At 69.3% G+C, this 26,315-nt stretch carries 26 protein-coding genes; 9 read left to right on the top strand and 17 right to left on the bottom strand.

Annotated features, from left to right (window positions below):
* Positions 1–2: 2 nt before the first annotated feature.
* From HY68_RS35770 to HY68_RS35750, 4 genes are all read right to left on the bottom strand, one after another.
* Complete coding sequence (locus HY68_RS35770) at positions 3–260, bottom strand: hypothetical protein (RefSeq protein ID WP_241778874.1); 258 nt, start codon at positions 258–260, stop codon at positions 3–5.
* A 435-nt stretch (positions 261–695) separates the two neighbouring features.
* The gene (locus HY68_RS35760; protein WP_042000901.1) at positions 696–1,301 is read right to left on the bottom strand and encodes a hypothetical protein; all 606 of its coding nucleotides are present in this window, start codon (positions 1,299–1,301) and stop codon (positions 696–698) included.
* A 521-nt stretch (positions 1,302–1,822) separates the two neighbouring features.
* Positions 1,823–2,218 (bottom strand): hypothetical protein, encoded by a 396-nt coding sequence (locus tag HY68_RS35755; RefSeq protein ID WP_041999947.1) that lies wholly within the window; start codon positions 2,216–2,218, stop codon positions 1,823–1,825.
* Positions 2,215–2,637, bottom strand: a complete 423-nt coding sequence (locus HY68_RS35750; protein ID WP_241778873.1) for a hypothetical protein — start codon at positions 2,635–2,637, stop codon at positions 2,215–2,217. The genes HY68_RS35755 and HY68_RS35750 overlap by 4 nt, the downstream gene beginning before the upstream one ends.
* A gap of 273 nt (positions 2,638–2,910) precedes the next feature.
* Here HY68_RS35750 and HY68_RS35745 point away from each other — a divergent pair, with 273 nt between their 5' ends.
* Together HY68_RS35745 and HY68_RS35740 are read left to right on the top strand one after the other, a co-directional pair.
* Positions 2,911–4,224 carry a hypothetical protein gene (locus tag HY68_RS35745; RefSeq protein WP_042000898.1) on the top strand — a complete coding sequence of 438 codons (1,314 nt, stop codon included), beginning with the start codon at positions 2,911–2,913 and terminating at the stop codon, positions 4,222–4,224.
* Positions 4,225–4,235: 11 nt separating this feature from the next.
* Positions 4,236–4,811: a GNAT family N-acetyltransferase gene (locus HY68_RS35740; RefSeq protein ID WP_041999944.1), complete on the top strand. Its 576-nt coding sequence runs from the start codon at positions 4,236–4,238 to the stop codon at positions 4,809–4,811.
* Between the two features lie 108 nt (positions 4,812–4,919).
* Here the strand turns inward: HY68_RS35740 and HY68_RS35735 are convergent, their stop codons facing one another.
* Entirely contained in the window at positions 4,920–6,767 is a 1,848-nt protein-coding gene (locus HY68_RS35735; RefSeq protein ID WP_052457490.1) for a helix-turn-helix domain-containing protein, read from the bottom strand.
* A gap of 116 nt (positions 6,768–6,883) precedes the next feature.
* On the opposite strand from HY68_RS35735, the gene HY68_RS35730 reads away from it, so the two are divergent.
* Together HY68_RS35730 and HY68_RS35725 are read left to right on the top strand one after the other, a co-directional pair.
* Positions 6,884–7,081: a hypothetical protein gene (locus HY68_RS35730; RefSeq protein WP_041999941.1), complete on the top strand. Its 198-nt coding sequence runs from the start codon at positions 6,884–6,886 to the stop codon at positions 7,079–7,081.
* A gap of 577 nt (positions 7,082–7,658) precedes the next feature.
* Positions 7,659–9,020, top strand: coding sequence for a hypothetical protein (locus tag HY68_RS35725; RefSeq protein WP_041999938.1), 1,362 nt, complete (start codon positions 7,659–7,661; stop codon positions 9,018–9,020).
* A gap of 132 nt (positions 9,021–9,152) precedes the next feature.
* On the opposite strand, the gene HY68_RS35720 is transcribed toward HY68_RS35725, so the two are convergent.
* The 3 genes from HY68_RS35720 to HY68_RS35710 all read right to left on the bottom strand — a co-directional run bounded on the left by HY68_RS35720 (position 9,153) and on the right by HY68_RS35710 (position 10,432).
* Positions 9,153–9,425, bottom strand: a complete 273-nt coding sequence (locus HY68_RS35720) for a hypothetical protein (RefSeq protein ID WP_041999935.1) — start codon at positions 9,423–9,425, stop codon at positions 9,153–9,155.
* Entirely contained in the window at positions 9,422–9,721 is a 300-nt protein-coding gene (locus tag HY68_RS35715) for a hypothetical protein (RefSeq protein WP_041999933.1), read from the bottom strand. The genes HY68_RS35720 and HY68_RS35715 overlap by 4 nt, the downstream gene beginning before the upstream one ends.
* A gap of 147 nt (positions 9,722–9,868) precedes the next feature.
* Positions 9,869–10,432: a hypothetical protein gene (locus HY68_RS35710; RefSeq protein ID WP_041999930.1), complete on the bottom strand. Its 564-nt coding sequence runs from the start codon at positions 10,430–10,432 to the stop codon at positions 9,869–9,871.
* A 634-nt stretch (positions 10,433–11,066) separates the two neighbouring features.
* On the opposite strand from HY68_RS35710, the gene HY68_RS35705 reads away from it, so the two are divergent.
* Positions 11,067–11,624, top strand: a complete 558-nt coding sequence (locus HY68_RS35705) for a hypothetical protein (protein ID WP_041999927.1) — start codon at positions 11,067–11,069, stop codon at positions 11,622–11,624.
* A gap of 141 nt (positions 11,625–11,765) precedes the next feature.
* On the opposite strand, the gene HY68_RS35700 is transcribed toward HY68_RS35705, so the two are convergent.
* Complete coding sequence (locus tag HY68_RS35700; RefSeq protein WP_041999924.1) at positions 11,766–12,617, bottom strand: endonuclease domain-containing protein; 852 nt, start codon at positions 12,615–12,617, stop codon at positions 11,766–11,768.
* Between the two features lie 170 nt (positions 12,618–12,787).
* Here HY68_RS35700 and HY68_RS35695 point away from each other — a divergent pair, with 170 nt between their 5' ends.
* Together HY68_RS35695 and HY68_RS35690 are read left to right on the top strand one after the other, a co-directional pair.
* Entirely contained in the window at positions 12,788–14,845 is a 2,058-nt protein-coding gene (locus HY68_RS35695) for a pentapeptide repeat-containing protein (protein WP_041999921.1), read from the top strand.
* A gap of 244 nt (positions 14,846–15,089) precedes the next feature.
* The gene (locus HY68_RS35690) at positions 15,090–15,572 is read left to right on the top strand and encodes a hypothetical protein (protein WP_041999918.1); all 483 of its coding nucleotides are present in this window, start codon (positions 15,090–15,092) and stop codon (positions 15,570–15,572) included.
* A 232-nt stretch (positions 15,573–15,804) separates the two neighbouring features.
* Here HY68_RS35690 and HY68_RS45900 read toward each other — a convergent pair whose 3' ends face one another.
* Positions 15,805–16,695: a hypothetical protein gene (locus HY68_RS45900; protein WP_241778872.1), complete on the bottom strand. Its 891-nt coding sequence runs from the start codon at positions 16,693–16,695 to the stop codon at positions 15,805–15,807.
* Positions 16,696–16,838: 143 nt separating this feature from the next.
* Between HY68_RS45900 and HY68_RS35680 the strand changes: the two genes are divergently transcribed.
* Both HY68_RS35680 and HY68_RS35675 read left to right on the top strand, forming a co-directional pair.
* Entirely contained in the window at positions 16,839–17,561 is a 723-nt protein-coding gene (locus HY68_RS35680) for an IS5/IS1182 family transposase (RefSeq protein WP_041999916.1), read from the top strand.
* Positions 17,562–18,035: 474 nt separating this feature from the next.
* Positions 18,036–19,772, top strand: coding sequence for an N-acetylmuramoyl-L-alanine amidase (locus HY68_RS35675; protein ID WP_241778871.1), 1,737 nt, complete (start codon positions 18,036–18,038; stop codon positions 19,770–19,772).
* Positions 19,773–19,920: 148 nt separating this feature from the next.
* Here HY68_RS35675 and HY68_RS39825 read toward each other — a convergent pair whose 3' ends face one another.
* The 7 genes from HY68_RS39825 to HY68_RS35640 all read right to left on the bottom strand — a co-directional run bounded on the left by HY68_RS39825 (position 19,921) and on the right by HY68_RS35640 (position 26,202).
* Positions 19,921–20,391 (bottom strand): hypothetical protein, encoded by a 471-nt coding sequence (locus HY68_RS39825; protein ID WP_157874507.1) that lies wholly within the window; start codon positions 20,389–20,391, stop codon positions 19,921–19,923.
* Positions 20,392–20,429: 38 nt separating this feature from the next.
* Complete coding sequence (locus HY68_RS35665) at positions 20,430–21,866, bottom strand: HAMP domain-containing sensor histidine kinase (RefSeq protein WP_041999910.1); 1,437 nt, start codon at positions 21,864–21,866, stop codon at positions 20,430–20,432.
* A complete protein-coding gene (locus HY68_RS35660) occupies positions 21,863–22,552 on the bottom strand; it encodes a response regulator transcription factor (RefSeq protein ID WP_041999907.1) in 690 nt (229 codons plus the stop codon). Before HY68_RS35660 ends, HY68_RS35665 begins: the two co-directional genes overlap by 4 nt.
* A gap of 110 nt (positions 22,553–22,662) precedes the next feature.
* A complete protein-coding gene (locus HY68_RS35655; RefSeq protein WP_107070272.1) occupies positions 22,663–23,313 on the bottom strand; it encodes a GerMN domain-containing protein in 651 nt (216 codons plus the stop codon).
* A gap of 7 nt (positions 23,314–23,320) precedes the next feature.
* Positions 23,321–24,592 carry an acyltransferase gene (locus tag HY68_RS35650; protein WP_078864106.1) on the bottom strand — a complete coding sequence of 424 codons (1,272 nt, stop codon included), beginning with the start codon at positions 24,590–24,592 and terminating at the stop codon, positions 23,321–23,323.
* A 113-nt stretch (positions 24,593–24,705) separates the two neighbouring features.
* Positions 24,706–25,539, bottom strand: coding sequence for an SGNH/GDSL hydrolase family protein (locus tag HY68_RS35645; protein ID WP_041999904.1), 834 nt, complete (start codon positions 25,537–25,539; stop codon positions 24,706–24,708).
* Positions 25,540–25,683: 144 nt separating this feature from the next.
* Complete coding sequence (locus HY68_RS35640; protein WP_041999901.1) at positions 25,684–26,202, bottom strand: hypothetical protein; 519 nt, start codon at positions 26,200–26,202, stop codon at positions 25,684–25,686.
* Positions 26,203–26,315 lie beyond the last annotated feature (113 nt).

Raw genomic sequence — 26,315 nt, 5'->3', positions numbered from 1 at the left:
CCTCACTGAGTCCAGTTGTGGAAGCGCGCCCGCTTGGGACCGCACGCGCCGTCGGCGAGGGCCTTGTTGTAAGCCCGCTGCATGGCGGCGTCGGTTTCGGCCTTCGGCGCATTCATGGGGGTGTAGGCCCCGGAGTAGACGACGCACGACGAGTCGGAGACCGGCCACAGCGCCCACGACCCGAAGGCGACGACGGCGGCCATCACTGTGAGCACGGCTGTGACTCGGCGGCGCGGCGTGGAGAAGAGACGGGATATCACCAGCGGATGGTATGGAATGGCGCGCAGGCAGCGGACGACCGGGGTCTTGGGCCAGCAGCTGATGGCACCTTCGGCAACCACCCACGGTGACACCACGACTGACCTGACCGAGGAATACGCGACACCTCAACATGTGGGCCTACCAGTCTCACGACCGTTCCAGGACACCGCCCGCAGCCGGGTGGACCTGGCGCGGTTGGAGCGGCACTGGGGGGACATGCTGCGGACCATCACCTCCATCCACACCGGCGCGGTGCGCGCCTCGACATCACCTGCATGCTCGCCGCACTGAAGCTCACCGCAATGCGCGACATGTCCGCCCGCCACGCGGCCGTGCACCGTGGGATGCCTGACCTCCGCACCGGTGCCGGCCGACTCCCCTCGAACTCCGGCGGTGACTGACGACCATCGCACGACCGGCCACCTTGCACAGGATCACGCGGTGGATTCAGCTGTGGGCGGCAAAACCTCGATGACCGTGGCCGTGCCGGCAACAGGCCGGGCTCCGTGCATCGTGATCACGTCACCGCACTTCAGATGCCTCCACTGCTCGGGGCTCAGAGGAGCCAACCGGACGTCGGCGGTCTCTCCCGGGCCGAGCTCCTCCGCGAACTCCACCCACACCCGTGCGACGTTCAGCTCTCGTTCTCCATCGGTGGTGCGGTTGCCGATGTCCCACATCGGTCTGAGTCTGCCGTCCCCGGCAAATGCTCTCCGCCGTCCGTCATTCTTTGCCTCTGGAAGACTCAGTGGCGCCCGGACCGTGCCGTGCCGGACTTCCCAGCCCCGCCACTCACACCAGCGCCGGCTGCGGTCGAGCATCATCTGCCGGGCGGCCTCGGCGAGAAGCGCCCAGAAATCCAGGGAGATCGGATGGACATCTCCGAATTCGGTGAGAAGGCCGAGCACCATCTCCCACTCCTGGCGCCTGATGTCCTCGCGAACATCCCCAACTGTCGCGCAATTCTCTGTCGTGGCATCCTCGGGCAGCAGGTCAACGGCTTGCCGAAGGAGTGTGAACGCGTCATCCATGAGCCGGATTCTCCCCGGCCTTGGGCACCTTGTCACAGCCGAGCACAAGGACCCACCGGCGCGACACGAGGCAGCTTCTTGTCCTGTGACAGGTGATCGTGACCCGGGACTGGTACCGACTCCCCCCACCACCGGTCAAGATCAAGTGGCAGAAACCCAGCGCTGGTCAAGATCACTTGGCAAACGGTCAAGATCGCCTGTCAGAGGACACTTCTGGGCGCGACGACCTCCGCCCACTACTTTCGGCAACTCGGCTACGGTCCGGCCCACCAAGCCCGATGGCCGTGTGCCGGTCGAGCAGCGCGCGGGCCTGCGGAAAGCGCCCCCATCAGGCAGCGCGTTCACTGGCCGGTCGCGCACAACGGCGCCCCTCCCGGCTGTCTCCCAGAGACGGCGACCGCCTCGCCGAGTACTTGCTGATCCAGCGCCAAGACCGAGTCGCACACAAGCCCTCCGGGCGGGACGAGAAGAAGATCGGCCCCGCCCGGAGGGCTGAGTGCGCCTGAGCCACAGGGGAGGCTGCAGGCGATTCAGGGGGCCACGGGCGGCCGCGCGGCATCGAGCTGGTCGAGTGCCCGGTACAGCGATTTGACCAGCCGGGCCCGGTTCTGGGCGTGAGCGACCGTGCGCTGGGAGGGCACGGACAGGCGGCGTACCGAGTCCCGGAGGATCGCTTGGGTCCGTGGCCGCAGATCGCTGTCTTTCGGCAGTTGCTTGTAGCGTCGGCGGACGTCGGAGGCGACACATCGGGCGTGTCCGGTGAGTTGCAGACTGATCTGTTCGCAGTCGTCCGCCCGGAGCCCGGCCGGGGCTACTCCCCAGGCGAGCACCGCGGTGGCGAGGGCCAGGTGCGGGTCACGATCGAGCGGCAGGGGCTCCGCCAGGATGCACTCCGGGTCGTGAAGGACGCGATGGGTGTCCGTCATGAAAGGGCCTTCTCGGCTACGGGCGTGACGAGTTCACGCAGGTGGGCGGCGAGTCGTTCCGTCTCGACAAGCACCGGTATTTCGTCGTCCTCGCGAGGATGGCTGACCCAGTCGGCCACTGCGGTGCCGTTGTCCGGGGCCGCCGGCACGAGCAGCTGGTGGCCCGTGGAGAGGACACGAACGCCGGGGATTCCGTTGCAGGCCTCGCCCGTTCCGGCCGGGACCATCACGTAGAGCACGTCACGCAGATGGTCAGTGAGCACGCAGTGCCGGCGGCGAGTCCCGGCCCGCATCGCGGTGAGAGCGGCTAAGCCGGTGTCCGCCGGGGAGATGGCCACCACATCCCAGCGCCGGCCGCAGGCCGCCCAGACAGTGCGCTGCTGGCTGTGCGCCCACCGGGCGCGCTTCGTGTCGGTCACGGCAGCCAACTCGTGCCAGGTGGGTGCGGACGGCCTCGTTGTCCTGCCCGTCCCTTTGGCGGAGGAATTCACCACTGCCGCCTCCCTGATTGCTCGTCATGTCACCGTCTACGCAAGCAGCACAGGGCAGGCGGAAGCGATGCCAGGGGGATGCAAAACTGATGTAAGACCGGCCCACGGGAGTGATCCGACCTCAAGTGGCGGGCAGGACAGATGCAGGAGCGGTACGGTCACCGCACCCCTGCCGACACGCCGATGCTTCTGGAGCCCGGTATGGCCGATCACCGCCATCACCCCAACCCTCAGCTGCGCGCCGTGCGCGTGGACGAATTCCAGATGTCCCGCCAGGAGTTCGCGAAGCTCATCGTCACGGCCGGGACCGAGATGGGCGAGAGCGTCGGCTGCACCTCGCGCCTGGTGGCCGCCTGGGAAGACGGTCACGTCAAGCTTCCTCAAGCGGTCTACCGCCGCATCCTCACCAAGGTGACCGGGCGCGGCATGGCCGAGCTCGGCTTCCGTCCCGCCGCCTCGGCAGTGGCACGGGCTGTGTCACCGGCGGCCGCCACAGGCAGGCTGGAGGTACAGAGCGATTCGGTGGAGCGCCGTGCGGTTTTGCTGGAAGGTGCGGGAGCAGTCCTGACGCTCCTTCCTCCCCGCGCCGACAGGCGAGCGCCGGGAAGGATCGGCGTGGGCGAGGTTCGCGCCGTCACCAAGGCGGTGACCCGGCTCTACGCGCACGATCACGATCACGGTTCGGCGCCGCTGCGTACGGCGGCGGCCGAGGCCCTGCACACCGCCTACCAGTGGTTGCAGAGCGGCACCTACACGGAGAAGACCGGGCGGAAACTACGGTCCGCGACCGGCGCCCTGGCGGTCGCCGCCGGGTGGCTCGCCTTCGACTCCGGCCGCACCGGGGATGCCCATTCCCTGTACGGGGAGGCCCTGGCAGCCGCCCGGATCGCGGAAGACACCGAACTCGAAGCGCACGCCTTCGGCTGCCTGTCCCTGCTCGCCAAAGCCAGCGGCCGGCCCCGGGAAGCGATCGGCGCAGCACAGGGCGCGCAGAGCGTCGCCCGCAGGCTCAACTCCCCACGGATGCTCGCCCTGTTCAACATGCGCGAGGCCGGCGGCTGGGCGTTGATGGGCGACGCATCAGCCACCGACCAGGCCATCATTCGCGCCCACACCTTCTACGCCAAAGGCCCGTGCGAGAGCGATCCCTTGTGGTTGGAGTTCTTCGCACCGGGCGAGCTGGCCGGCCTTGAGTCCCTCGCCCGCGCCGACCTAGGGCAGCACGAGCGCTCCGCCGCCGGCGCCGAGCAGGCCGTGCTCCTGCACGGCGAGACGTTCGCCCGCAACCGTGCTCTGTACACCGCGGACATCGCCATCCAGCATTCGGTGAGGGCACGACCCGAGCCGGAGGCAGCCGCCGAGGCCGCGGGCCGCGTCCTGCAGTTCCTCCCCGAGGTGCGCTCCGACCGGCTGCTGCAGTCCCTGCACAACGTCGCCGGCGCGCTCCAGCGGCACAACCGTGTCCCCGCGGTCGCCGACTGGATCGAGGAGTACCGCACCATCACTACCGCCTGAGGAGACCGGCCGTGACGCCCAGCACCCGCACCGACGTCGTGATCCGCACCTACGGGCCGGGCCAGGTCCCGCCCCTGCTCGACGCCGTCGCCGACATCTGGGCCGACGCCCACCCCGAACTCGTGAACAACCCCGGCGCCTCGACCGACGGCCTGTCCACGGCCGCCCTGCGCCGGCAGATCACCAACCACCTCCGCTTCGAAGGCTTCACGCTGGTCGCCGCGTACGCGCACGGCACGATGATCGGCTTCGGCTACGCGTTCCCCTGCACACCCGAGTACTGGTACGGCCCCACCCTGCTGCCGGACATCCCCGGCCCCGCTCGTGCCGACGGTGTCCGCCTCATGGGGCTGTGCGAACTCGCCGTCAGCCCGTCCTGGCAGTCGCAGGGCATCGGATCCCGCCTGCACGCCGAACTGCTCCGGGCCATCAACCCCGAGTGGTCCTCCCTGCTCGTACGCCCGGACAACACCGGCGGCCGCGGCCTGTACACGCGGCTCGGATACGAGTACGCCGGCCCCTACCACAACACCACCGACGGACCAGAGTTCGACTTGCTCCTCGTCCAAGTCCCCTCGACCACCTGACTCGGGGAAGCGTGGACGGACGCAAGTAGCGTATCCGTACTCGATGACAGGTGTGGCTTCGAGGGCCGATCGAAGCGCAGGTGAACCTGCTTCAATTTCGAGGCTGCTTCATTGCCATGGCGTGGTGGGCTGCCCGTCTGGGTCAAGCCCGTCGGGCCACCGTGCAGCGAAAACAGGCGTCAAAACCTGGCCGTGGTCGGCGGCCTGCAGCAGGAGGTCGTCTGCGGCCGCCTGGTCCCCGGCCTCCTCCCGCTTCTCGGCCAGCCGGACCAGGGCGACGGTGTCGCCGCGGTCGGCGGCCTGCCGGGCAAGGTCCTCGGCGCCCGTCTGGTCCCCGGCCTCCTCCCGCATCTCGGCCAGCAGGACCAGGGCGTCGGCGCTGCCGCGGTCGGCGGCCTGCCGCAGAAGGTCCTCAGCGCCCGCCTGGTCCCCGCCCCTCTTCCGCTTCACGGCCAGCCAGTACAGGGCGGCGGTGTCGCCGCGGTCGGCGGCGCGGTCGGCGGCGCGGTGTCGCAGGTGATGGCCCCATTGCAGACGGTGCCGAGAGTCCGCTTGGTCGGCGGGGGCAGCGAGTTCGTCGGGTTGGGTGAGGTGAGTGAATGCGGCGTGCCAGAAGGAAGCGGGCGGGCACAGTGCACGGCGGGTGGTGCGGCCGTGTTGTTCGAGGTAGTCGGCGAGCCGGAACAACGGTCCCGTAGCTGTCGGCGTGTGGGTCTCAGTGGGTGGCAAGGGTGAGGGTGGGCGGCGCTGGGGTCGTGGGGTGGTGCTGCGCAGAGGAGCTTGCTTGCCGTGGACTTCTTTGGCGAGTTCGGCGTATGCCCGTTCGGCCCAGTCCTTTGTCGTGGCGAGTCGGTCGTACTCGGCATCCGTGAGGTAGTCGGCGGTGGCGGCGGTGAGGAACGCCTGGGGCAGGTGGAGGCCGACCCCGAGGCGGCGGGCGTCCATGGCCGCCTTCAGCACCGCGCGGGCCACCGGGGTCGCGCGTTCATAGCGTTTGAGGAGTTCCGGTGCTCCGGCCAAGTCCTGGGCCAATCGACCATGTTGGTTGGCGCGGGTGAGAGCATCAGCCAGCAGTTGGTCTCCGTCGTGTGCTTTGGCCGCTGCGCTTGCCATGGCCTGGGCGTCGAAGGTTTCCGGGACGCTCAGCGTGCGGCCGGCCAGGAGTTCCCGTACCCGGCTGTACCGGTCGTCGTGTCCTGGCGGGGGCAGGGCGGTGTATTGGTCGGCGTACTCGGGCCACAGGGTGCCCAGCACCAGCACCGGGCCGCGTTCGGGGGTGGTGAGCAGGGTGTGGAGTGCGGCGGCGATCCGCTCGCCGGCCTCAGCATCTCCGAGGTAGTGCTGGGCTTCGTTCAGCCACACCACCGTCCGCGGGGCAACGCGGTGCAAGTCGTCGAGAGCGGCTTCGGCGCGGGTTGGGTCGAACGGGTGCCACAACCGCCAGCCATCCTCGGCGAGCAGTTGCACCGCCTCCCAGCACGCCCGGGTCTTGCCCGTCGACGAATCACCGACCAGGACCAGCATCCGGCTCCGGCCAGCCGCAGCATCCTCAACCGCCTGGGCCAGGACCAGGTCGTGCGCCCGCTGCACGTATCCCGGCAGCGCACCCGCTCCTGGTATTCCGGGTCCGGCGGGATGTACTTCCAAGTCGTGCGGATGCCACTGTGCGATCGGACGGCCGAGCTCCGTCCCGTGGCCGCCCGTGACCGCGTCCCGCCGCAGTGCCAGCAGCTCCTCCGCGGGCAGCCTCAAAGCGCGAGCCAGTGCCATGAGCGTCTGTTCCGAGGGAATCGGTCCGTCGGCCTGGAAAGCCTCCGACACGGTCGTACGCCCCAGATGCGAGCGGGCGGCGAGGTCCTTCTTGCTTATCCGGCGGCGTGCCTGCGCCTCGCTCAACCGTGTCCGCAGGTCGGCGAGCGCCGGAGTGTCACGAGTCTTGTTCTGCTCGTCCTGCATCTCGTTGCCCCCGTGCGGTGGTGTTCGCCGGTGTTCATCTTCCTCCGGCGGATCCCGGCGAACAGGTTCTTGGCGAAGTTCGACCACGACACCTCACCCAACTACTGGAGCCTGCCGTGACCGTCGTCCTCGCCCTCCTCGCAACCGCACTCATCTTCGTCCTTGCGCTGCTGGCCGCCGCCGGCGCGGCCAAACTCGCACGCCTGGACGGCGCCACCTACCCCGCCGCCCTCACCCGCGCCGCCGCCACCTTCGCCGCGACCATCACCCTCGCCGCCGTCGTAGCCGGCGCCCTCGCAGCTTTCCTCGCCTGACTGGTCCCCCGCTCGGCACGGCGCGCCGTGCCGAGCGGGGGACCAACCAGGAATGTTGAGGGTGAAGGTTCCGCTGATGATGCTCGGACGTGGGCCGCGTCGACGCTCATCCGTCCGATGACAGAAACGCCTTGACGAGATGATCGACATGCCCATCGTCGGGGCGATGTCGCCGGGGCCAAGGTCGGCCGCGACTGCAGGAGACGATGTCTACCGCACCGAGGCCCGCTCGATTAGCGACGCCATGATCCTCCTGGCCGGCAATCCCCTGCGCTCCGACGGACAGCTCACCGTCAACTCACTGGCCGCCGAAGCCCAGCACAAGCGGCACAAGCCGACGCCCAAACACACCGGGCTCAAGGACCCCTTCTACACCCTCTTCCGCTCACAGGACCCGTCGTCCGGACCTTCCCCCGGCGTCCAGTGTGGGACTTGGCCAGGATCTGTGAGGCATACCCGGCCTCGGGAAAGGCTCGGTAAAGCCGTTGGCGCTGAGACCGATCATGGCCGATCCGTGCGATCGTGCTGCCCCCGGTTGCGAGCGCCCCAACCGTGCCCTCCCTGAAAGCGAGTAAAAGTGATCAACCTTGAGGAGCGCGTCGCCGCGTGCTGGTCTCCGGAAGTCCGCCCGCTGATTGGCGAGGCGTACCGGTGCTATGCCACCGGCTCCGCGCGTGCCGCCATTGTGCTCACCTGGACAGCAGTCTGCGCCGACGTGATCGAAAAGCTGCGCCACCTCGCCGGTGACGGAGAGGCGCAGGCGAAGCAGCTCGTGGAGAAGATCGAGAGGGTGCAGGGCAAGGCTGATACCGAGGCGATCAAGACCATGCAGGACGTAGAGACCGGGCGCCTTCTTGACACGGCGCTGGCCTTGGAGCTGATCGATGCCGTCCAGCACCGCAAACTCAACCAGCTGCGCCTGGACCGCAACCTGTGTGCCCATCCATCACTCAGCCCGCTCGGCGATGTCTTTGCCCCGAGCCTGGAGGACGCGCGGGCCCACCTGGCGGTGGCGCTCGACGCGCTGCTTATCCACAGTCCCAGCCAGGGCGCCAAGGTGGTCGCGCGGATCCAGACATTGCTCGCCGACACAGCGTTCATTGGCGAGGACTTCATCGCTCAGACCTATTACGACCAGGTCAGGCGGTCAGCCGTCCGTCGGCGCCTCGTCAATCTTGTCACCAAGCATGCACTGCTGGAGGTCGAGGCGAAGGACCTCAACGCCAAAGAGATCGCGGATCGCGCCGCTGTCTGCCTGGCGGCCTTTGCCCGCCGTGACCGGGACTTGGTCAGGAACGAACTGCGCCACCTCGTCCCCGAGCTGAGCCAGAAGCCAGGCGACGTGCAACTGCGTGCGGTGGGGCGTCTCGGTCACCTCGATCTGTTCTGGGAGACGACCGACCCCGTGCTCCGTGACCAGATCAATGGCGTCGCTGCAGACATCGACCCGTCCGTCAGCACCCTGGCCCCCCACCATCTCGCACTGCTGTCGCTCGTGGCGGTCGACGAGGTGCGCGCCCTGCTGCCCGCGCTTGAACCGGTCCACCGTCAGCTCCCCCTGCCAGCGAAGGCCGCTGCGATTGCGCGTCGGCCGGGACCGTACTTCGTGCCAGGGCTCGCCGGGATGCTCCAGGACGCTATGTCCTTCCGAACCGCCGAAACCGTTTGTCAGGACGCCGTGCTGACGTGTGCTCCGTTCCTCACCACCGAGGAACTGACGGCTGTACTGAATGCCTGGATCGACAATGTCCAGTGCCGAGAGGCATCCCAGATGCCTGAGCACGCGCTCACCCTCTACCGTGCCACCTCACACCTGCCCGGCGCTGTCGAAGTCTGGCGTACCTTCACCACGCGGGCGAAGGAGCTCCGCCCGGACTGGGCGTACTACCACTACACGGAGGTCGCAGCGCTGCTGCCCGCGCCAGCCGCAGAACAGTGAACCGTGAGCTGGGCCCGCGTCGGCGTTCATCTGTCCGACGGCAGAAACAACTTCACGAGATTGATCGGCCTGCCCGTCACGCGTGGCGATGTTGCCGAGTCCCAGGCTGGCCCCGAGTGCAGGAGACAGTGTCTACGGTCCGGCGATCAGCCAGAGGATCAGTACGGCGTCGAGATCCGCTGAGAAGCGAGAGACGACGCTGAGCCCGCGGCCGCCGGTCTGCTCGGGCAGCAGCTCGATGACGAACGACTCGCTGTGCGGGTCGGCGTCCGGCAGGACCCGACCGTGGCCGGGCTTGGGGTTGTCCTCCAGGGAACGGCGGACGGATTCGACGGCGGCCTGCTCGGACCGGCTGAGTTCGGTGCGGATCTTTTCGGCGGCGTCGGAGTAGAACGCGTGGGTCACCGGGCGCCGGCCTCTTCGAGCTTGCGGCGCAACTCCGCCTCGACGTCGGTTGTCGGGCGGGCGAGTTCGGCCAGTGCCGCGGGGTCGAGGCGGAGCAGAACACGGTGCCGGTAGGCCTGGGTGATCTCGCTGACCTTGGCGTGGTCGTTGATGTCGGTGGCGCCGAGTTCGTCGTCGAACTTCTGGCGGTCGCCGTCGGAGCCCCACCGCGACAGTGCTTCGCGCAGCTCGGCGAATGTGCGCATGGGCGGGGTAAATCCGGGCCGGTCGGCCTCGTGGTCAGGCTGTGCGGTCACGGTGACCTCCTCGTCGCTGGGATCGACGCTACTCGCCTCTCACCTGGACGCGACATGGCCCTGAAGAATCGGCGGGCCGTGACGGCCGCCGGGCAAGGCAGAGCAGGGCCCGCGTGCGGTGTTTGCGCTGGTCGCTGTGTCAGCTGCTCATGGGGTGTTGGGCTCAGCGTTGATGGCCATGCAAAGGGCGTCGAAGGCTCGCTGATCCGTTTCTACGTGCCGCGCACGTGCCCAGGGGAACCCGAAGAACTGCCGAAAGACCGGCACGGTCAACAGCCGCAGGAACTCCACCTTCATGGCCTCGTCCCGTTCGGACATCACGACGACACGCGCGTAGTAGGCGTGGGCGTTGGCGAGCCGGACGAGGCGGGGGAATGGCCAGCTGCTGGCGTAGATCGCGGCGTTATCGACCAGCCACATGGTGGCCTCGTCGATCTGCTGCCACCAGCGGTTCCGCTCTCCTGTCAGCCGTTCGCGCATGGCGGGCGTGCAGTGAGGATCGTCGGCCGCGGGCAGCTCGAACTTCTTGAGCAGTTGGCAGGAGGTGGTGATGCGCATCAGGTTCGCGTGGAAGGTGTCGCGGAGGCTGTTCAGGTCGCCGACCCGTTTCTTGCGTGCCTCCATGCGTGGGGAGATGAACAGGCCGACCGCGAGGGCGGTCACCATGGCGGTGACGGCGGCTACCAGCAGGGTCCACAGGGTGTTGGACATGGGGAACATGCTCCCGTACCGCCGTACTGTGCGCGAGGGCCGCTTTCTCAGCTCGCCCAAAGGGCCGCTCTCGCCCGGCCGTTGGAGCGGCTGGGCGAGAGCGGGTGCCCCTGCTCGATCCGGCACGGAACGTGGGGGCTGCCTTCCGGACGGGAAGGTCCGACACCTAAGGCGTCTGGTCCCATTCATGTGCCTGCCGCGTGCAATTGCAAGGAAAACTCGGAACTGCCCACCAACGGGTATCCGACGCGGCATCATCTGCGCCCGCACACCTACCGGTTGGTAGCAGGCAGTCCTCCAGGCAGGTCATTGTTCCGTGAATCCTTTATCACGTGGCGTGATCGCTTCCGTTCGGACCATGCTGACGTCCGGCTCCTCGATGACGCGACCGGCACCGCCGAGGGGCCGCAACAACCGCCACACGGTGCCCGTCGACCAGGGCCCGTTCCCGGCGGGCAGCCTGGCCTGCCCCGAATGCGATCCCACCAGGAAGGACCGACGGTGATGTTCCCCCTGCTCTCCCCCGAACCTGCGGACAGTCTCGCCCTCGCGGACGAGGACCGGCCGACGCGGCTGACCGACCACCGAGCTCGCCGCGCTCCGCGAGCGCGCGCGCCGCGAGGCCGGCCCGTTCGTGGACCCCAAGGTTGTCCACGCCTCGCGGCCCTTCCACAACCGCGACTGGGCGGCGGCGATCGTCGGCACCACGTCCTTCTCCCTCGGGGACTGGCCGACCATGTACTTGCTCGCCATCGCGATGCAGGCCGAGCCCGAGCCTCCGACGACCCGCGCCCAACTCTCCGCGCAGGCCGCCATCGAGGAGCAGCAGCGGACCGCGGAGACGAATCGGGTGCTGCGCGAGCAGCGCATCGCCGAACGCCACCGTGCCGAAGCCGCCGCGTGGGCTGCCGTGATCCGCACGTGCCTGGTCAAGGTCGTCGTCCGCGAAAACCGCAACGGCCGCGTGCGCGGCGGTGCCCGCGAGCGACTGCCGCACGTCGTACCGATCAGCGAGGCCGTCTCCGGAAAGCGCCGACGCCACCTCGCGGGCCGCGCCCTGTGCGAGACACCCGGCCGCGCCAAGCCGCTCGCGCTGAACGAGGACCCCATCGACGCACCGGCGAAGTGCCAGCGCTGTCTGACCTACGTCTCCCAGATCCGCCCTGCGGATGGAAGCGTGTCGGCCGGCTGAACACGGCAGATGACCTCTGGGACAGGGGCACGGAGCATCCGACTTTGTGATCTGCCGGGGCAGCCCGATCAGCGGAGCGCATATGGACCGGCCAAACCGACGCACGGTGCGGCCGGTCGGCGCGCGAGGGCGCCGTGCGTCTCACGACGGCGGTGGCCGTGTGGATGTGCGAACGGCTTCGCCGCGCCGCGCTCCCGCTGTCCCTGGTCGTGTGCGAAGTGACAGGCCCTCGAAGGGGTCGAAGCCCAGCATCTGGATCTTCCGCTGACGCGTGGTTTCCTTCGGGCGCCACTCCTCACTCGCGGGGTAGAGCAGGTTCAGCGCGGCGGCCGGGGGCGAGCGAAGGTATTCGGCCTTGGGGCAGCCGGTGAGGTGCGGGCGCTCTTCCAGCGTTCGGTTACAGAAGGCGCAGAGCAGGCCGCGTACGAGCCCGGTCGCGTGGTCGTGGTCGACCATCGCGCCTGGGTAGAGGCCGCAGAGGTGACAGTGGGGGCCGAGGGCATCGATCAGCGCGGCGCGCAAACGCCGGATGGTGGAGGTACGGGCCGGCGTGGGGGGCCAGCAGTGGCCTCCGCCGTGGCAGCGGTCCCGGCGCTCGACAGTCCCCGGGTCCTGCCCCGCGCCGATCGGGCGCACAACCCAGTCCACCGTGAGGGAACCCCAGTGCGCCTCGGTGGGCGCATCCCGTCCTCCGGTCCAGTCCTGAGGCCCGCTGTCGCTTTCGACCCACGAGCAGTCCTGCCGGTGCCCGGCCCCGCCGGTGCGCTCCGGTTCACCGCACAGCATCCGCTCGCCCCATACGAGGTGGAAGCGGCCATCGTCGCCGAGGACCGCGACCGCCACCCCGGGTGGTGCCGGCGGAGGGACCGGCATGAAGCACCGCCGCCCGTCGGCTTCCTGGACCATCCGCTCGACGAAGGGGCGGCCCAGGTGCGCACAGAGCCAGAGCAGCTGGGCTCGCCGATACGGCGGTAGGTCATCCAGTGTGGGCATGCAGGGATCGTGGCGCACGGCACTGACAGTCGCTCCTGCGGGGAGTGTCCGGCCGTGTTCGCAGGACCAAGCTCTTCACGAAGGCGACCCACGAAGACTCAACACGCCTCTGCCGGCGTTTGAGAGCTGAAGTCGGCAACTAACCGAGTGTGCTCGATCGTCATCCGGATATGGCAACCCCGAGCACCACACCGAGCCCAACTCCTCCTGCCTGGCCGCACTGTGGCCACGGCTCCACTCCGGAGGACCCGGTCGGCTGCCGGGGCATCAACGTCTCCGGCTACACCACATGCCTCGCCCACCTGGACGCCGCCGACCTCAGCACCTATCTGGGCAGCCTGTTCCCCGGTACCGACGTCGACCACCGCGGCACCACCATCACCGAACCCCTTCTCAATGCCCTCCTCGTTGCCCTCCGCGACCCTGGCACCGGACAGCCACGTATTGGTGCCGCCGGGTTCGGCTCGGTGGTCTTCAAGGGCGATGCCCGGTTCGCGTCGGCGACCTTCGACGGGGACGCCGTGTTCGAGTCGGCGACCTTCGACGGCGACGCCGAGTTCGCGTCGGCGACCTTCAGCCGCGGTGCCCGGTTCGCGTCGGCGACCTTCGACGGGGACGCCGTCTTCGAGTCGGCGAGCTTCCGCGACGCCGAGTTCGCGTCGGCGACCTTCAGCCGCGGTGCCCGGTTCGCGTCGGCGACCTTCAGCCACAGTGCCGCGTTCACGTCGGCGACCTTCAAGCACGCCATGTTCGATTCGGCGACGTTCAAGGGCGACGCCTGGTTTAGGTGGACAACCTTCAAGGGCGCCGCCCGATTCGGGTCGGCAACCTTCAAGGGCGACGCCCGGTTTAGGTGGGCAACCTTCGAGGGCGACGCCCAGTTTGGGTGGGCAACCTTCGAGGGCGACGCCCAGTTTGGGTGGGCAACCTTCGAGAGCGACGCCGTGTTCGTGTTGGCAACCTCCGAGAGCGACGCCGTGTTCGCGTCGGCGACGTTCAAGGGCGACGCCGTGTTCGCGTCGGCGACCTTCAAGGGCGACGCCCAGTTCGCGTCGGCGACCTTCAAGGGCGACGCCCAGTTCGCGTCGGCGACCTTCAAGCGCGACGCCTGGTTTAGGTCCGCGACCTTCGAGACGACATTGAATCTGGGGCCGTTGGTCTGTGCCGGGAGCGTGTTGTTGTCCGGCGCGGTATTCGGCGGCCCTGTGACTCTTGCATTTTCCGCGCGCCGGTTGGAGTGCCGGCGGACCCGCTGGACGTCGACGGCTGAGCTGCGGCTGCGCTACGCCACCGTGGACTTCGCCCATGCGGTCTTCGAGTATCCCCTCACCATCGCGGCCGAGCCGGATCGGTTCCTGCTTGCCGACGGCACGCAGGTGACCGAAGCCCCCATCCTTCGCGCGCCGGACGCTGCGGTGCGCATCGCGTCGTTGCGAGGCGTGGACGCGGCTCACCTGGTCCTTGCTGACGTCGGGCTCGCGGGATGCCTGTTCACAGGGACCGTGCACCTCGACCAGATCCGCCTGGAAGGCACCTGCTCCTTCGACACAGTCCCTCCCCGCGACGGGCATCTCGTGCGGTTCACTCAGCGCCGCACCCTTGCCGAAGAACATCACTGGCGCGCGAGCCAACCGACCGCCGTACGGGGCTGGAACGTGGCAGTACTCGGGGCCGGGCAGGTCGGGCCGGCGCAGCTGGCACCGGTGTATCGGGCGTTGCGCAAGGCGTCCGAGGACAGCAAGAACGAGCCGGGCGCTGCGGATTTCTACTACGGCGAGATGGAGATGCGTCGCCACGACCACACGGGCAGCACCGGCGCCGAACGTCGGCTGCTCCTCGGCTACTGGCTGCTGTCCGGCTATGGCTTGCGCGCCCTCAGGGCTGTGCTCTGGCTCGGCGCTGCCATGGTGGTAACCATCGGGCTGCTGATGAGCTTCGGGCTCCCCAGGGACGATCCGAAGCAGGAGGCGACCGGCACCGTGCCGGCCGGCGGCGGCCGCGTGACCTTCGAGATCGGCAAGGACGATCCGCGAAATCCCACCGGGAACCGGTTCACCGGCGAGCGCTTCGAGAAGGCGTTGAACGTCACCCTCAACTCGGTGGTCTTCCGCTCCGCCGACCAGGACCTGACGACCAGCGGGACCTACATCGAGATGGGGTCCCGCGTGGCCGAGCCCATCCTCCTCGGGCTCGCGATCTTGGCCGTCCGCAACCGAGTCAAACGCTGACCGGGCAAGCGGCCAGGGCAGCGGACACCTCACGGACTGGCCCCTGCTCCCGGACGAGGACGACGGCGTCGGCGTGCCGCACGGCTTTCGTGGAAGCTGTGTCAGAACTGCTGATCTGTGACGTTCTGAAACTGGTTGGCCGGTCGTTGGAGCTGCCCGGCTCGAATCACGAAACCTGCCCCTCTCCGCGCCCCGGCGCGGGACGATGGTGTCATTGTTGGCGCCCCCAGATCGCGGAGGATTCGTGAGCAGGGTTGTCCTCACCACCGACCACGTCCACGACCACAGCAACGACGGCCGCCGCCGTGTCGTCCTGCCCCTGGCATACGAGGAGAAGGAGGAAGGCGCGATCGTCGGCCTGGTGGCGCAGCTGTACGACGCGGTCCTCGATGACTGCCAGCCGTGCCGTGAGCAGCTGCTCGCCCTCCTCAAGGAAGACGCCGCGACCACGGGCCTGTTGGTGTACGAAGCGTGCCTGGTCACTTCCGAGACCTACGGCGGATTGCCCGAGATTCTCCTGGAGGGCAGTGAGCCGGCCGACGCGCCCTTCCATCCCACGGCACCGTTCCGCTCCGCCGCCCACGTCTACAGAACCCGCGGTGTGCCCGCGGCGGTGCGCGAGGCCTGCGCTGCGCTCACCCCCCAGGAGCGGCTGGACGCGGCGATGACAGCGCTCGAACTTCTCGGCGGACTAGCCGAGTGGGACGTCGATTTCCTCTACCAGTGATCGCCCTCGTCGCAGCACAGCGCTGGGCGGTGAGAAGCCCTGCGAGCCTCATCGACCGCGACCCTGCTCCCGTGGCTGGAGTCTGGATGCCGTCCACAGCCTGATGGTTGGCAAGCGGACAGCAGGCTGTTCGAGGACGTCACACGGCTCGCTTTCGAGGGCTCCCCCCTTCCCCTTCTTGGGCCGCGACCAGGGTCGGGATGCCCGAGATCCATCCTGCTCACCGTGGTGCTCACACGATCAACCCCACGCCCGGCACGTCCAGTGGGCGGGCGGCGAGTTCGGACAACCGGTCCATCCATGACGCGGGCATGGCCACGATCCGGGCGGCGGTCTGCTCGCGCAGCTGGACCAGGCGGGTGGCCAGCAGATACTCGGCCGTACGCCCCCGGGCAGCGTTGGCGGCCTTCGCCGCCGCCGCGGTGGCGTCCTCGCCGTCCGGGTTGTGCTTGAACCAGCGCCGGCTCTGCTCGGTCCGGTACACCCGCCTTGCTTCCGCTTCGGCTTCCTCGGTCCGTCCCAGCATCGCCAGGGCCTCGCGCCGGTACTCCGCGAGTGCCTGCTCGGCGGTGTGGAGGCCGCCGAACGCGAGGGCGGCCGTGGCGCCCACGGGGTCGCCGTGCTGGTCGGCCGGGACCATGGCGCGCAGGTAGTCGGCGCGGGCGGCGTCGATCTCGCGCTCGATCGACGCCCGCACACCGGTGCTGACGGCGGCGACGTCGCCCTGGTCGCCCAGGTCAGCGGACCAGGTGGCCGCGACCATTCCGGCCTCCACGATTGCCGCCTCTGTCCGGCGCCGGTAGCCGCATGCCTCACACCGTCCGGCCGCCCGCTCCTGACCGCAGTCCTCGCACGGCAGCGCCTGACGGGACGCATCGGCGACGGCCGCGGCCGCGCGCTCGCGCTCCGCCCGTGCCTGGTCAGCCGCGCGGACCACCGCTTGCCGGGCCTGATCCGCGCGGGCCTGCTCACGCCGCCACACGAAGTCCTCCGCCTCGATGGCCGCCTGCTCTCGCAGCCGCTCATCGAGGACCCGCCGGCGCTCGCCGTCGGATAGGCCGGGCTGCTCCCTTTCGATCTCCGCGCCGATCCGGGCGCGGCGGCCGCGACGGATGTGGATCACGTTGCCGCAGGTCCCGCAAGGCGGGTACTGATCGGTGTCCGTCCGTAGGTGAGAAAAGTGACGCCGTCTCGCTGCCTAAGGACTGTCCCGTAAACGATCTCCGTCTCAGGGGCGTCAGGGGTGGTCAGGGTGATCGGCGTAAGGTGACGCGGCTGAGCCCCCGCACCTTCGGCAAGTTGGTGACTCAGCTGCGGACCGCAGGTGGCGATGTCGTCGGCCGGGGCCGTCCGTGGAAGCTGTCGCTGGAGGACCGGGTGCTGCTGGTCGCCGCGTACTGGCGGACCAACCTGACCATGCGACAACTGGCCCCGCTGTTCGGGGTGTCGAAGTCGGCGGCGGACCGGGTAATCGACCACCTCGGGCCGAAACTCGCTCTGCAGTCCCGCCGACGGTTCGCCAACGACGCTGTACTGATCGTGGACGGCACCTTGGTGCCCACCCGCGATCACCAGGTCGCCGAGCAGTCGAAGAACTACCGCTGCTCCACCAAGCGCCAGGTCGTCATCGACGCCGACACCCGCGCGGTCGTGGTGGTCGGCCGACCGCTGCCGGGTAACCGCAACGACTGTTTGGACTGGCCGGAGTCCGGCGCCGAAGCCGCCGTCGGCAACACCACGACCATCGCCGACGGTGGCTACCCGGGCACCGGGCTGGTGATGCCGCACCACCGGCGCAAGGGCGAGGAACTGCCCGCATGGAAACAGGACCACAAGAAGTCCCACAAGCAAGTCCGGGCCCGTGTCGAGCACGCCTTCCCACGCATGAAGACCTACAAGATCCTGCGCGACTGCCGTCTCCGCGGCGACCGCGTCCACCACGCCATGCTCGGCGTCGCCCGCCTGCACAACGTCACCCTCGCCGGGTAGCTGAGTCCGCCGACCCTGAGCCGAGCACATCCCGACCATCCGGAAGATTATTTACGGGACAGCCCTTGGCACGAACCAGTCTGTTTCGCGGCCCATACGCATTCCATGCAGGGGCCGTTGGTGCCTAACCGACCTGGGGGTGCTTGGATTACGGGGTTACTGATCATCTAATATCGACACCGCAAGAGCGCGGGACGTATGCCTCGCACAGGACGACGGCTCCCTGTGCTCGACGCAACAAGTCGGTTCGCACCCTTTGGTGGAACACGCCCCGACGTGAACACACTTTGCGGCGAAGGAGCAATTTTGCACAGGCGTAAGAAAACCAAACAGTGGGTCTCCGCTGGAGTCGCGGGAGGAGTCCTGGCTGCCGCAGCCTTCGTCCTTGTCCCGTCACTGGCGCAGGCAACCGACACGCAGCCGGCCGACACGCAAACCGAGTTCGAAGCTGCGGCCAAGGCATACGACGTGCCGGTGTCCGTCCTTCTGGGGGTGGCACACGCCGAGTCCGGTTGGCAGTCCCACAAGGGCTACAACGCCAACGGCGGCTGGGGGCTGATGAATCTCACCGACGTCACCGGGACCATGCTCTCCGGCGGTGACGCCGGCACGGCCGGCCGCGGGGACCTCACGTCGATGGCCGACCATCCCGAACTGCACACGCTTCAGGCGGCCGCCAAGCTCACCGGCGCGTCCGCCCAGGACCTCAAGAACAACGCGCGCGACAACATCTCGGGCGGCGCCGCTCTACTGGCCTCCTACCAGAAGCAGCTGACCGGAGGCCTTTCCTCGAAACCGGCCGACTGGACCGGCGCCATCGCCAAGTACAGCCAGCTGTCCGACAACAAGGCGGCTTCGAGGTTCGTCGACAACGTCTTCAGCACCATCAGATCCGGCACCAAGGCGGGCACCCAGGACGGCACGGTCCAGCTGTCCGCCGTTCCCTCCGCCCGACCGGACACAGCCCAGCTGAGCAAGCTCAAGCTGAAGAACACCGCTTCGCCACTGGCAGAGTGCCCGTCCACGATGAACTGCCAGTTCGTCCCCGCGGCTGCGTCCAACGGCCAGGTGTCCGATCGGCCGGCCAACGGCGTCAAGATCTCCGAGATCGTGATCCACACCACCGAAGGCTCCTACCAGGCCGCCATCGACACCTTCCAAACGCCCGGTGGATCGTCGGCGCAGTACGTCATGCGCTCGTCCGACGGGGCCGTCACACAAATGGTGCCGAACAAGGATGTCGCCTTCGGTGACGGCAACTACTGGAGCAACCTCCACTCGGTGCAGATCGAGCACGAAGGGTTCTCCGCGCAGGGCGCGGACTGGTACACGGACGCGGCCTACCGGGAGACGGCCACGCTCGTGAAGTACCTGGCCGACCGGTTCGACATCCCGCTCGACCGTCAGCACATCGTCGGCCACGACAATGTCCCCGCCCCCTCAACCTCCGGCATCGCCGGCATGCACTGGGACCCCGGCTACGCGTGGGACTGGGCACGCTTCATGCGACTGCTCGGCGCTCCCTTCGACTCCGGTACGCACGGGGTCGGCCGTGTGGGCTCGGCGGTGACCATCGCTCCCGCGTTCACCAAGAACCAGCAGACCTACACCGTCTGCCCTGCCGACGACCCGGCCGGCGGCGGCACCGAATGCCGCGAGATCACCGCACCGTCGAATTCCCTGTTCGTCCGCAGCGCACCGAGCTCTGACGCCCCGCTCATCCTCGACCCGGTGGTCCACCCCGGGGAGACGGCGGGAACGAATCAGGTCAGCGACTGGAGCGACACGGTTCAGGCCGGTCAGCACTTCGTCGTCGCCGACCGCCAAGGCGACTGGACGGCCATCTGGTTCGGCGGCCAGAAGGGCTGGATCAACAACCCGCACGGTCGCAACACCGTCCCCGCCGAGGGAGTGCGGATCATCAAGGCCGCCGGCACCGCGGCGGCGCCGGTCTACGGGACCGCGTACCCGGACGCGAACGAGTACCCGGAGGGTCTGTCACCGTCGTCGCAGACACCTCTGACGGCGACCAACTACGCCGTCCCGGCAGGCCAGAGCTATGTAGCAGACCAGGAACCGGCTGTCAGCGACGACTACTTCGCGTCCAGCGGAACGGTCGTGAAGGGCGCCAAGACCTACTACACGATCCAGTTCAACCACCGCTACGTCCAGGTCAACTCGACTGACGTCACCGCGTCGAACGTGAACTGACCCCCGGCCGCTACAGGTTGAGCGGCCGGTACACGCAACGCAGGGGCCCTCGCATCCGTGCGAGGGCCCCTGTCATACGCCCGGAACCGTCGCGGCCGACGTCGCAACTCGGCACCCGCGCTCGAACTGGTCGTCGCCGGGACCGGGTCTAAGGCGTACACGTCTGCACGCTGGTCGCGCCGGGAGGGCGGACCACCGTGACGCGTACCTTCTGGAGGGGCGTGCCCTGTGCGCCGCTCTCTGCGTCGGCGGCCGTGCAGACGAGCTGGCGCAGCGCGCTGCTCGGCTGCCATCCCTCGGGTGCCAGGACGCGCAGCGCGCCCATCGTGTCTGTTGCTTCCACGTCCGGGGCGTCGTGAGGCGCGTAGCTGACAAGACCCCGCGCCTGTTCAGCGGCGTCGGGGCCTGTGGCGAGGTACCGCAGGGCGGTCGCGACGGGGTCAGGGCCCCGGTAGGGACGCGAGACGCGTTCGAGGCCGTCGGGTGAGTAGAAGTACAGGTGCACGGCGACCCGGGCGTCGGAGTCGTGGTCGGGCAGCCCGGAGGCGGCCGGGCCGCCAGGGATCGGCGCGGTGCCGGTGACACCGCAGGCGGCCAGTGCCAATACCAGTGGCAGCAAGAGGGCGAGCGCAGGTCGGAGCGGCCTACGGTGACCTGTCATGACGGGTCACCGGGCAGGATCAGCGTGAAGACCGCGCCTCCTGCGGGGTCGTTGTCCGCGGTGAGGGTGCCGCCGTGCAGGCGGGCGTTCTCGGCCGCGATGGCCAGTCCCAGGCCGCTGCCCTCGCTCCGCGCCCGCGCGGCGTCGCCCTTGGCGAACCGGTCGAAGATGTGCGGCAGCACGTCCGGTGCGATGCCCGGCCCGCTGTCGCGGACGGTGACGGCGAGGCCACCGTCCAGGACCTGGGCCCGTACCCACACTTGGGCCTGCGGCCCGCCGTGCCGTAGGGCGTTGCCCGTGAGGTTGGCGATCACGAGGTCGATGCGGCGCGGGTCGAGGCGGGTCCGCAACCCTTCCGGGGCGTCCACGCTCACCTGGTCCTGCCAGTGGCGCAAGCCAAGCGTCTTGCGCAGCAGTTCCCCCACGTCGATTTCGTCGATGTGGAGGCGTGCGGCGCCGGCGTCGAACCGGGAGAGCTCCATCAGGTCCTCGACCAGGCGGGCGAGTTTGCGGGTCTCGTCAGCCACCAGGGTGAACGCTTCGGAGTACTCCGGCCCGAGGTCGCCCGAGGCGGCGTCGTGATCGAGGACGCCGGTGACCGCGACCATCGCGGCCAGCGGGGTGCGCAGTTCGTGGGAGACATCGGCGGCGAACCGCCGGGCCGTAGCCTCCATGGACCTCAGGGTGGCCGCGTCGCTCTGCAGCGTCGCCGCCATGGTGTTGAAGGCGTCGCCGAGGCCGGCGAGCTCGTCGTGGCCGGTGACGTCGACCCGGGTGTCGAGGTCACCGCCCGCCATGGCCTCGGTGGCCGACCGCAGTCGTCTCACCGGCCGCAGGACCCGCCGGGCGAGCAGCAGCGCGGGTACGAGGGAGGCGAGCACCACGGGCAGCGCTCCGGAGCGTGCGGCGGTGACCAGGGAGTCGACGTCCTGCTGTTGTGCGGTGAGGGAAAGCGTGGAGTAGACGACCAGTCCGGATGCCTTGCCGGGGTGGCCGGCGGAGGAAACGGGCAGGGCGACGGCGAGCCAGGGCCGGCCGCCCTGATGGAAGCGCTGCACCATGGCCGTGGTCGCCGAGGACACGCTCGGCCGCAGCCCCGGCGGGAGGTCGGGGGCAGATGCCCCGGAGGTGACGAGCGCGCCGCCACGGTACGCGGCGGCGGTGTGCCACTGGCCGGTGCCGCCGGCCCGGTCGAGTTGGAGGGCCAGGTGGCGCAGGTCCGCGTCAGCGGGGTGGGCCGGCAGGTCCGGGACGAGGGAGTCGACCTGCGTACGCAGGTCGCGCACAGCGTTGTCCTGGGCGCGTTGCAGAATCGCGGTGCGCGCCTGGTGGAAGGTGAGGGCGGCAGTGGTCAGCGCGCTGAGCGCCGCCACCAGAACGAAGACCACCACCAGCCGGGTGCCCAGGCTGCGCGGGAGCGGGCGGTGTTTCACAGCGGGCCGAAGCGGTAGCCGAAGCCCCGCACGGTCTGGATGTAGCGCGGGTTGCGCGGGTCGTCCTCGGTCCCGGCGCGCAAGCGCATCACGCACGCGTCGACCAGCCGGGCGTCGCCGTAGAAGCTGTGCTCCCACACCTGTTCCAGGAGCTCCTGCCTGCTGAAGGTACGGTCCGGCCAGGCCGACAGGAAGAGCAGAAGCTTGAGCTCCGAGGGTGCCAGGGTCAGATTCTTGCCGTGCTTGCGCACACGCAGGGCGGCGCGGTCGATCTCCAGGTCCCCGTGGACGGTGCGCCCGCCGTCGGGCGGGTCTGGCTGCGTCGGGGCGAGCCTGCGCATCACGGCCCGCATACGGGCTTCGATGACCTCGTCGCTGGCGGGCTTGACGATGTAGTCGTCGGCACCGGCCTCCAGGCCCACGACCACGTCGACGTCGTCGCTGCGCGCGGAGAGAATCACGATGGGCACCTGGCTGATCTCCCGGATCCGCCGGCACACCTCGAGCCCGCTCATCCCGGGCAGCATGAGGTCGAGCAGCACGATGTCCGGCGGTGATGCGGTCAGCGCCTCCAGGCCGTCCTCGCCGGTGGCGACGGCCTCGGTCCGGTGCCCCCGGCGCTGCTGGCCGAGCGTGACGCCGCGGCGTACCGCGGGATCGTCCTCTATCAGCAGGACACGTGTCATACGGTTCGTTCCTCTCCTTGTCGTGCTTTCTTTCTCTGCCGTGGCCTTCCATTCCGCGGTCGGCGGTGTCGACGCCGGCCCCGCCCGCTGACTCCGCGGCGCCGGACCGGTCAGCGTCCGGGAGCAGCCGTGTCGGCAGGGGCGGCCGTGTCGACGGGGGCGGCCACGCCGTTGCCGTCGCATCTCGTAGGCCAGGCACCGCCGGAGATGCCCGACTCGTGGATCCGCACCACCACCTCCTGCGGAGTGCGGCCCTCCGGGGCGTCCGCCGCGGCTGCGGTACACACCAATTGGTTCACCGCCGCTCTGCTCAACTCCGAGACCAGCCAGGGAAGATACAGCTCCACGTCGTCCGTCGACGCGCGCGCCCTCACCCGGTGTGTGTGAGCAGGAAGGGCGGAGAACAGTCCGCGTGAGCGCTCCGTGGACGTGGGCCCGGCCAACAGCGCGTCGAGCGCGGACTGCGGCTCACCGCGGTCCGGGACAGTGCGGGCAACCGGCCACGACCCCTGCGGGGTAAGGAAGTACACCCGCAGGACGTCCTGCCCTGCGGCCGTCCCGAGTCCGTGAGCCGACGTTCCCGCGGCGTGTGGACCGGTGTCCGTGACGCCGCAGCCGGCCAGCGCGGCGAGCGCCGGCAACAGACAGCCGAGGAGGAAGGAGACCGGGTGTACGGGCCTTCGCGGCGTCGGCGCCCGGCGCGGTCGGAGGGAGTGTACGCGCGCCACGCGCCCGTGGAGCCCTTGCGCTGTGCCGGTCATATCTTCCTCATCGTACGGATGTCCCTGCTTCCCACACGGCTGACTCTGCCGCCATCAGACGATCCACGTCCACCGTGCCGACGCCCAACCGGGGCCGCGGAACGGCGGCCCACACCCCGACCGCCACCACTGCCGCGGCGGCGAGCGCGACGAGCCCACGGCCGCCGGTGGCCCAGCGGGTCCGGAACCTCACCGGGTCCTCCACCAGCCTTCGGGAGAGGACGGCGGCCACGAGGGACATGCCGATCAGCACCGCGGTACGGGCCCAGCCTCCGAAGCCCAGGGTCGCCGCCGGAAGGAGCAGATACAGCGGCCAGTGCCAGAGGTAGAGGCTGTAAGAGTTCTCCCCGAGCCAGCGCGGAACGGCGGCGCCCAGCACCCGTCCGGCGCGTCCCTCCGGTCCCCGGGCCAGCAGCGAGATCAGTACCGCGGCTGCCAGCGAGTGCGCGAACATCCCGCCTTGGAACAGGCCGGGGGCGTTCTGTCCGTCGGTCAGTACCCAGGAGGCAAGGAGCCCGCATACCAGGACCGCGGCGACCGCGTCGGCAACGGCCAGAGGGACGCGGGCGCACAGACCTCTGATCGGTGCGGTGGCGGCCACGGCGCCGAGTAGCAGGGAGAACGCCCGTGTGTCGGTGCCCTCGTAGGCACGCGTGGTGTCGACCGCGCCGCCGAAGTGGAGCATGAGGACGAGGGAGGTCAGCGCGCCCGCGGTCGCCAGGACGAGCATCCGCCGCTGACCCCGCGGGCCGCGTCCGGCGACGGCGACCACGGGCGGCCAGACCAGATAGAACTGCCATTCCACCGCGATGCTCCACAGATGCGAGAACAGGCGGGTGTCGGAGGCGTTCCAGTAGCCGACCTGCTCGACGACGAAGTGCCAGTTCACCATCTGGACCGCGGCCCAGCGAGCGTCGTCCAGTGCGAACGACAGCAGGGCGGGCGGGGCGAAGGCCCAGGCCAGGAGCAGGGTGGCGAGCCCCATGACGAGCTGTGCCGGAAGCAGGCGCCGGGCCCGGCGCCCCCAGAAGGCCACCAGGTCGATCCGGCCGTGCCGGCCGCACTCGCCCAGCAGCAGCCCTGTGATGAGGAACCCCGACAGTACGAAGAACAGGTCGACGCCGAGGAAGCCGCCGCGCAGGTGGCCGGCGTGGAAAAGCAGGACGGCCACGACCGCGACCCCTCGCAGCCCGTCCAGCGGTGCCACGTGGACGCGGCCACCGGCTCCGCCTTTCTCGGAGGGTCGGGTGGAGCGGGGAGCCAGATCGCGAAGTGTCATCGGAATCCTCAATCGGATGCGGACCGCCGGCCGTGGCAAGGGCGGTGCCTGTCCGTGGTCGGGAGAGGGAGGGAGGGGCGGGACCCCCGGGGTGCCGCGGCGGCCGGCGCCACTCAGCGGCAGCCGAGCTTGGCGTACCGCTGATCCGCCGTCCACGCGCCGCCGGCCCATGCGTCCGGCGAGGTCGGCGTAAATCCGTACTGCTTGCCGAGCTTCTCGGTGAACCACTTGGCGAAGGCGGCGGAGCCCTGCTGGCACGAGTGGATTCCGTCGGAGGACCGTTGGGCCTTGGGCGCGGTGGGGTCGGTGCCCCACAGGGCCGAGGCGTCGTAGAAGTGGACGGTGCCGTGGCTGGCGTCCGCGACCTCTGCCGCGGCCTTCGGCGCGGTCTTGATGGCGCCCGCGTACTTCGTGTAGAAGTCGTCCACCTTGAACGGCGGCGCCGAGACGATCGCGAGTCCGGCGCCGGCACTGTGCGCCGTTTCCGCCAGTTTCCGGTACCAGGAGCGTTGGGTGTCGGAGGTGCCCCAGTCGTACGTGGTGATCTGATAGGCGATCACGGTGGGACGGAAGGCCGCGATGTCCTTGCGCAGTCGCTTCCAGGTGTCCTGGGCGAGGGGGGCGATCGTCTTGTTGCCCTCGACGACGGTGCCCCCGCCGTCACTGGAGGCGTCCTGGTAGCCGGTCCCGGCGGCCTTGAGAGCCGCTCCCAACGGGAGTCCTTCGACGCCTGCGATGGAGTCCCCGACCCACAGGACCCTGGTGTCCGTCTTGTGGTGTGCCCCCGACGGTGCCGGAGCGTTACCGCTTCCGGCGTCTTCCTGGCCACCGCCGCAGGCGCTCAGCACGCCGACCGCTGCTGCGGTGGTGGCCAACAAGGCGCCTCTCTGCAGGGCGTGGTGGCGGAGGCGGGAGGAAGGAGCGCTGAAGTTCTTCTCGGTGTGCATGGCATCCAGCAGACCAGCGGTAAAGGGCGGTCGGCCGCGTTGTCATCCGTTCATCACATACTGCGAGAGCGCGCGTCATACACGGGCCCCGCTCCCCCATGCGGACGTGCTGGGGTGCCGGGCGCCCCGTCCGGTCCGCTCGGGTCAGCTCTCTTCGGCGGCCATCGAGTCGAAGGTCTCGCGCATGAGCCGGTCGATCCCGCCGGGGCGTTCCGCCACGGAATCGAGGAGGTCGGCGAGCAGCCACAGCACGAAGCTGTGCATCAGGGACTCCTTCGCCGGGATCTGCCCGAACTGGTCGCGCCACGCCACGGTGTCCATGCCCATCGCCGCGGCCATGAGAACACCGGTGGCCATCGGCACCTGCTCCGGGTCGGCCAACTCGAAGGTGGGGAGCTTGCGGATCACGGCGGGGATCAGATCACTGAGCGGATCAAGGCAATCCTGCCCTTCGCCCTGCTCGGCCATCAGGAATCCGGTCAGTACACCCACCAGAAACACGGTGCCCCGGGACACCTCCTCACACCCACAGGCGTCCTGCGCGGCCTTCACCCGCTGCTGCGCCTGCCGGCGGTCCTCGGCGGAAGTGCTCTTCTCCAGCACCCGGTACCCGTCCCACGCCGCACGGATCGCCTCATCCGCGACTACACCCTCATTGCTCATGGGCCCAACCGTAACGAGGCGCCGGGTTAGCCAGGGCCGAATGGGGCCGACCGTCCGGGGCGAAGGTGGCGGTGTTCCGTCCGCCCACTGTCCGGGCCCCATCGTCCGGTCGA

The organism is Streptomyces sp. AcH 505 (genome assembly GCF_000818175.1).
Lineage (GTDB): Bacteria > Actinomycetota > Actinomycetes > Streptomycetales > Streptomycetaceae > Streptomyces.
This window is presented reverse-complemented; position numbering and strand designations above follow the sequence as displayed.

Excerpts from the sequence above, each read along its gene's own strand:
- HY68_RS35660 (WP_041999907.1), bottom strand. The coding sequence starts at position 22,552 with ATGACACGTGTCCTGCTGATAGAGGACGATCCCGCGGTACGCCGCGGC.
- HY68_RS35655 (WP_107070272.1), bottom strand. The coding sequence starts at position 23,313 with ATGACCGGCACAGCGCAAGGGCTCCACGGGCGCGTGGCGCGCGTACAC.
- HY68_RS35700 (WP_041999924.1), bottom strand. The coding sequence starts at position 12,617 with ATGCCCACACTGGATGACCTACCGCCGTATCGGCGAGCCCAGCTGCTC.
- HY68_RS35735 (WP_052457490.1), bottom strand. The coding sequence starts at position 6,767 with ATGCAGGACGAGCAGAACAAGACTCGTGACACTCCGGCGCTCGCCGAC.
- HY68_RS35710 (WP_041999930.1), bottom strand. The coding sequence starts at position 10,432 with ATGTCCAACACCCTGTGGACCCTGCTGGTAGCCGCCGTCACCGCCATG.
- HY68_RS35745 (WP_042000898.1), top strand. The coding sequence starts at position 2,911 with ATGGCCGATCACCGCCATCACCCCAACCCTCAGCTGCGCGCCGTGCGC.
- HY68_RS35695 (WP_041999921.1), top strand. The coding sequence starts at position 12,788 with ATGGCAACCCCGAGCACCACACCGAGCCCAACTCCTCCTGCCTGGCCG.
- HY68_RS35640 (WP_041999901.1), bottom strand. The coding sequence starts at position 26,202 with ATGAGCAATGAGGGTGTAGTCGCGGATGAGGCGATCCGTGCGGCGTGG.
- HY68_RS35645 (WP_041999904.1), bottom strand. The coding sequence starts at position 25,539 with ATGCACACCGAGAAGAACTTCAGCGCTCCTTCCTCCCGCCTCCGCCAC.
- HY68_RS35755 (WP_041999947.1), bottom strand. The coding sequence starts at position 2,218 with ATGACGGACACCCATCGCGTCCTTCACGACCCGGAGTGCATCCTGGCG.
- HY68_RS35650 (WP_078864106.1), bottom strand. The coding sequence starts at position 24,592 with ATGACACTTCGCGATCTGGCTCCCCGCTCCACCCGACCCTCCGAGAAA.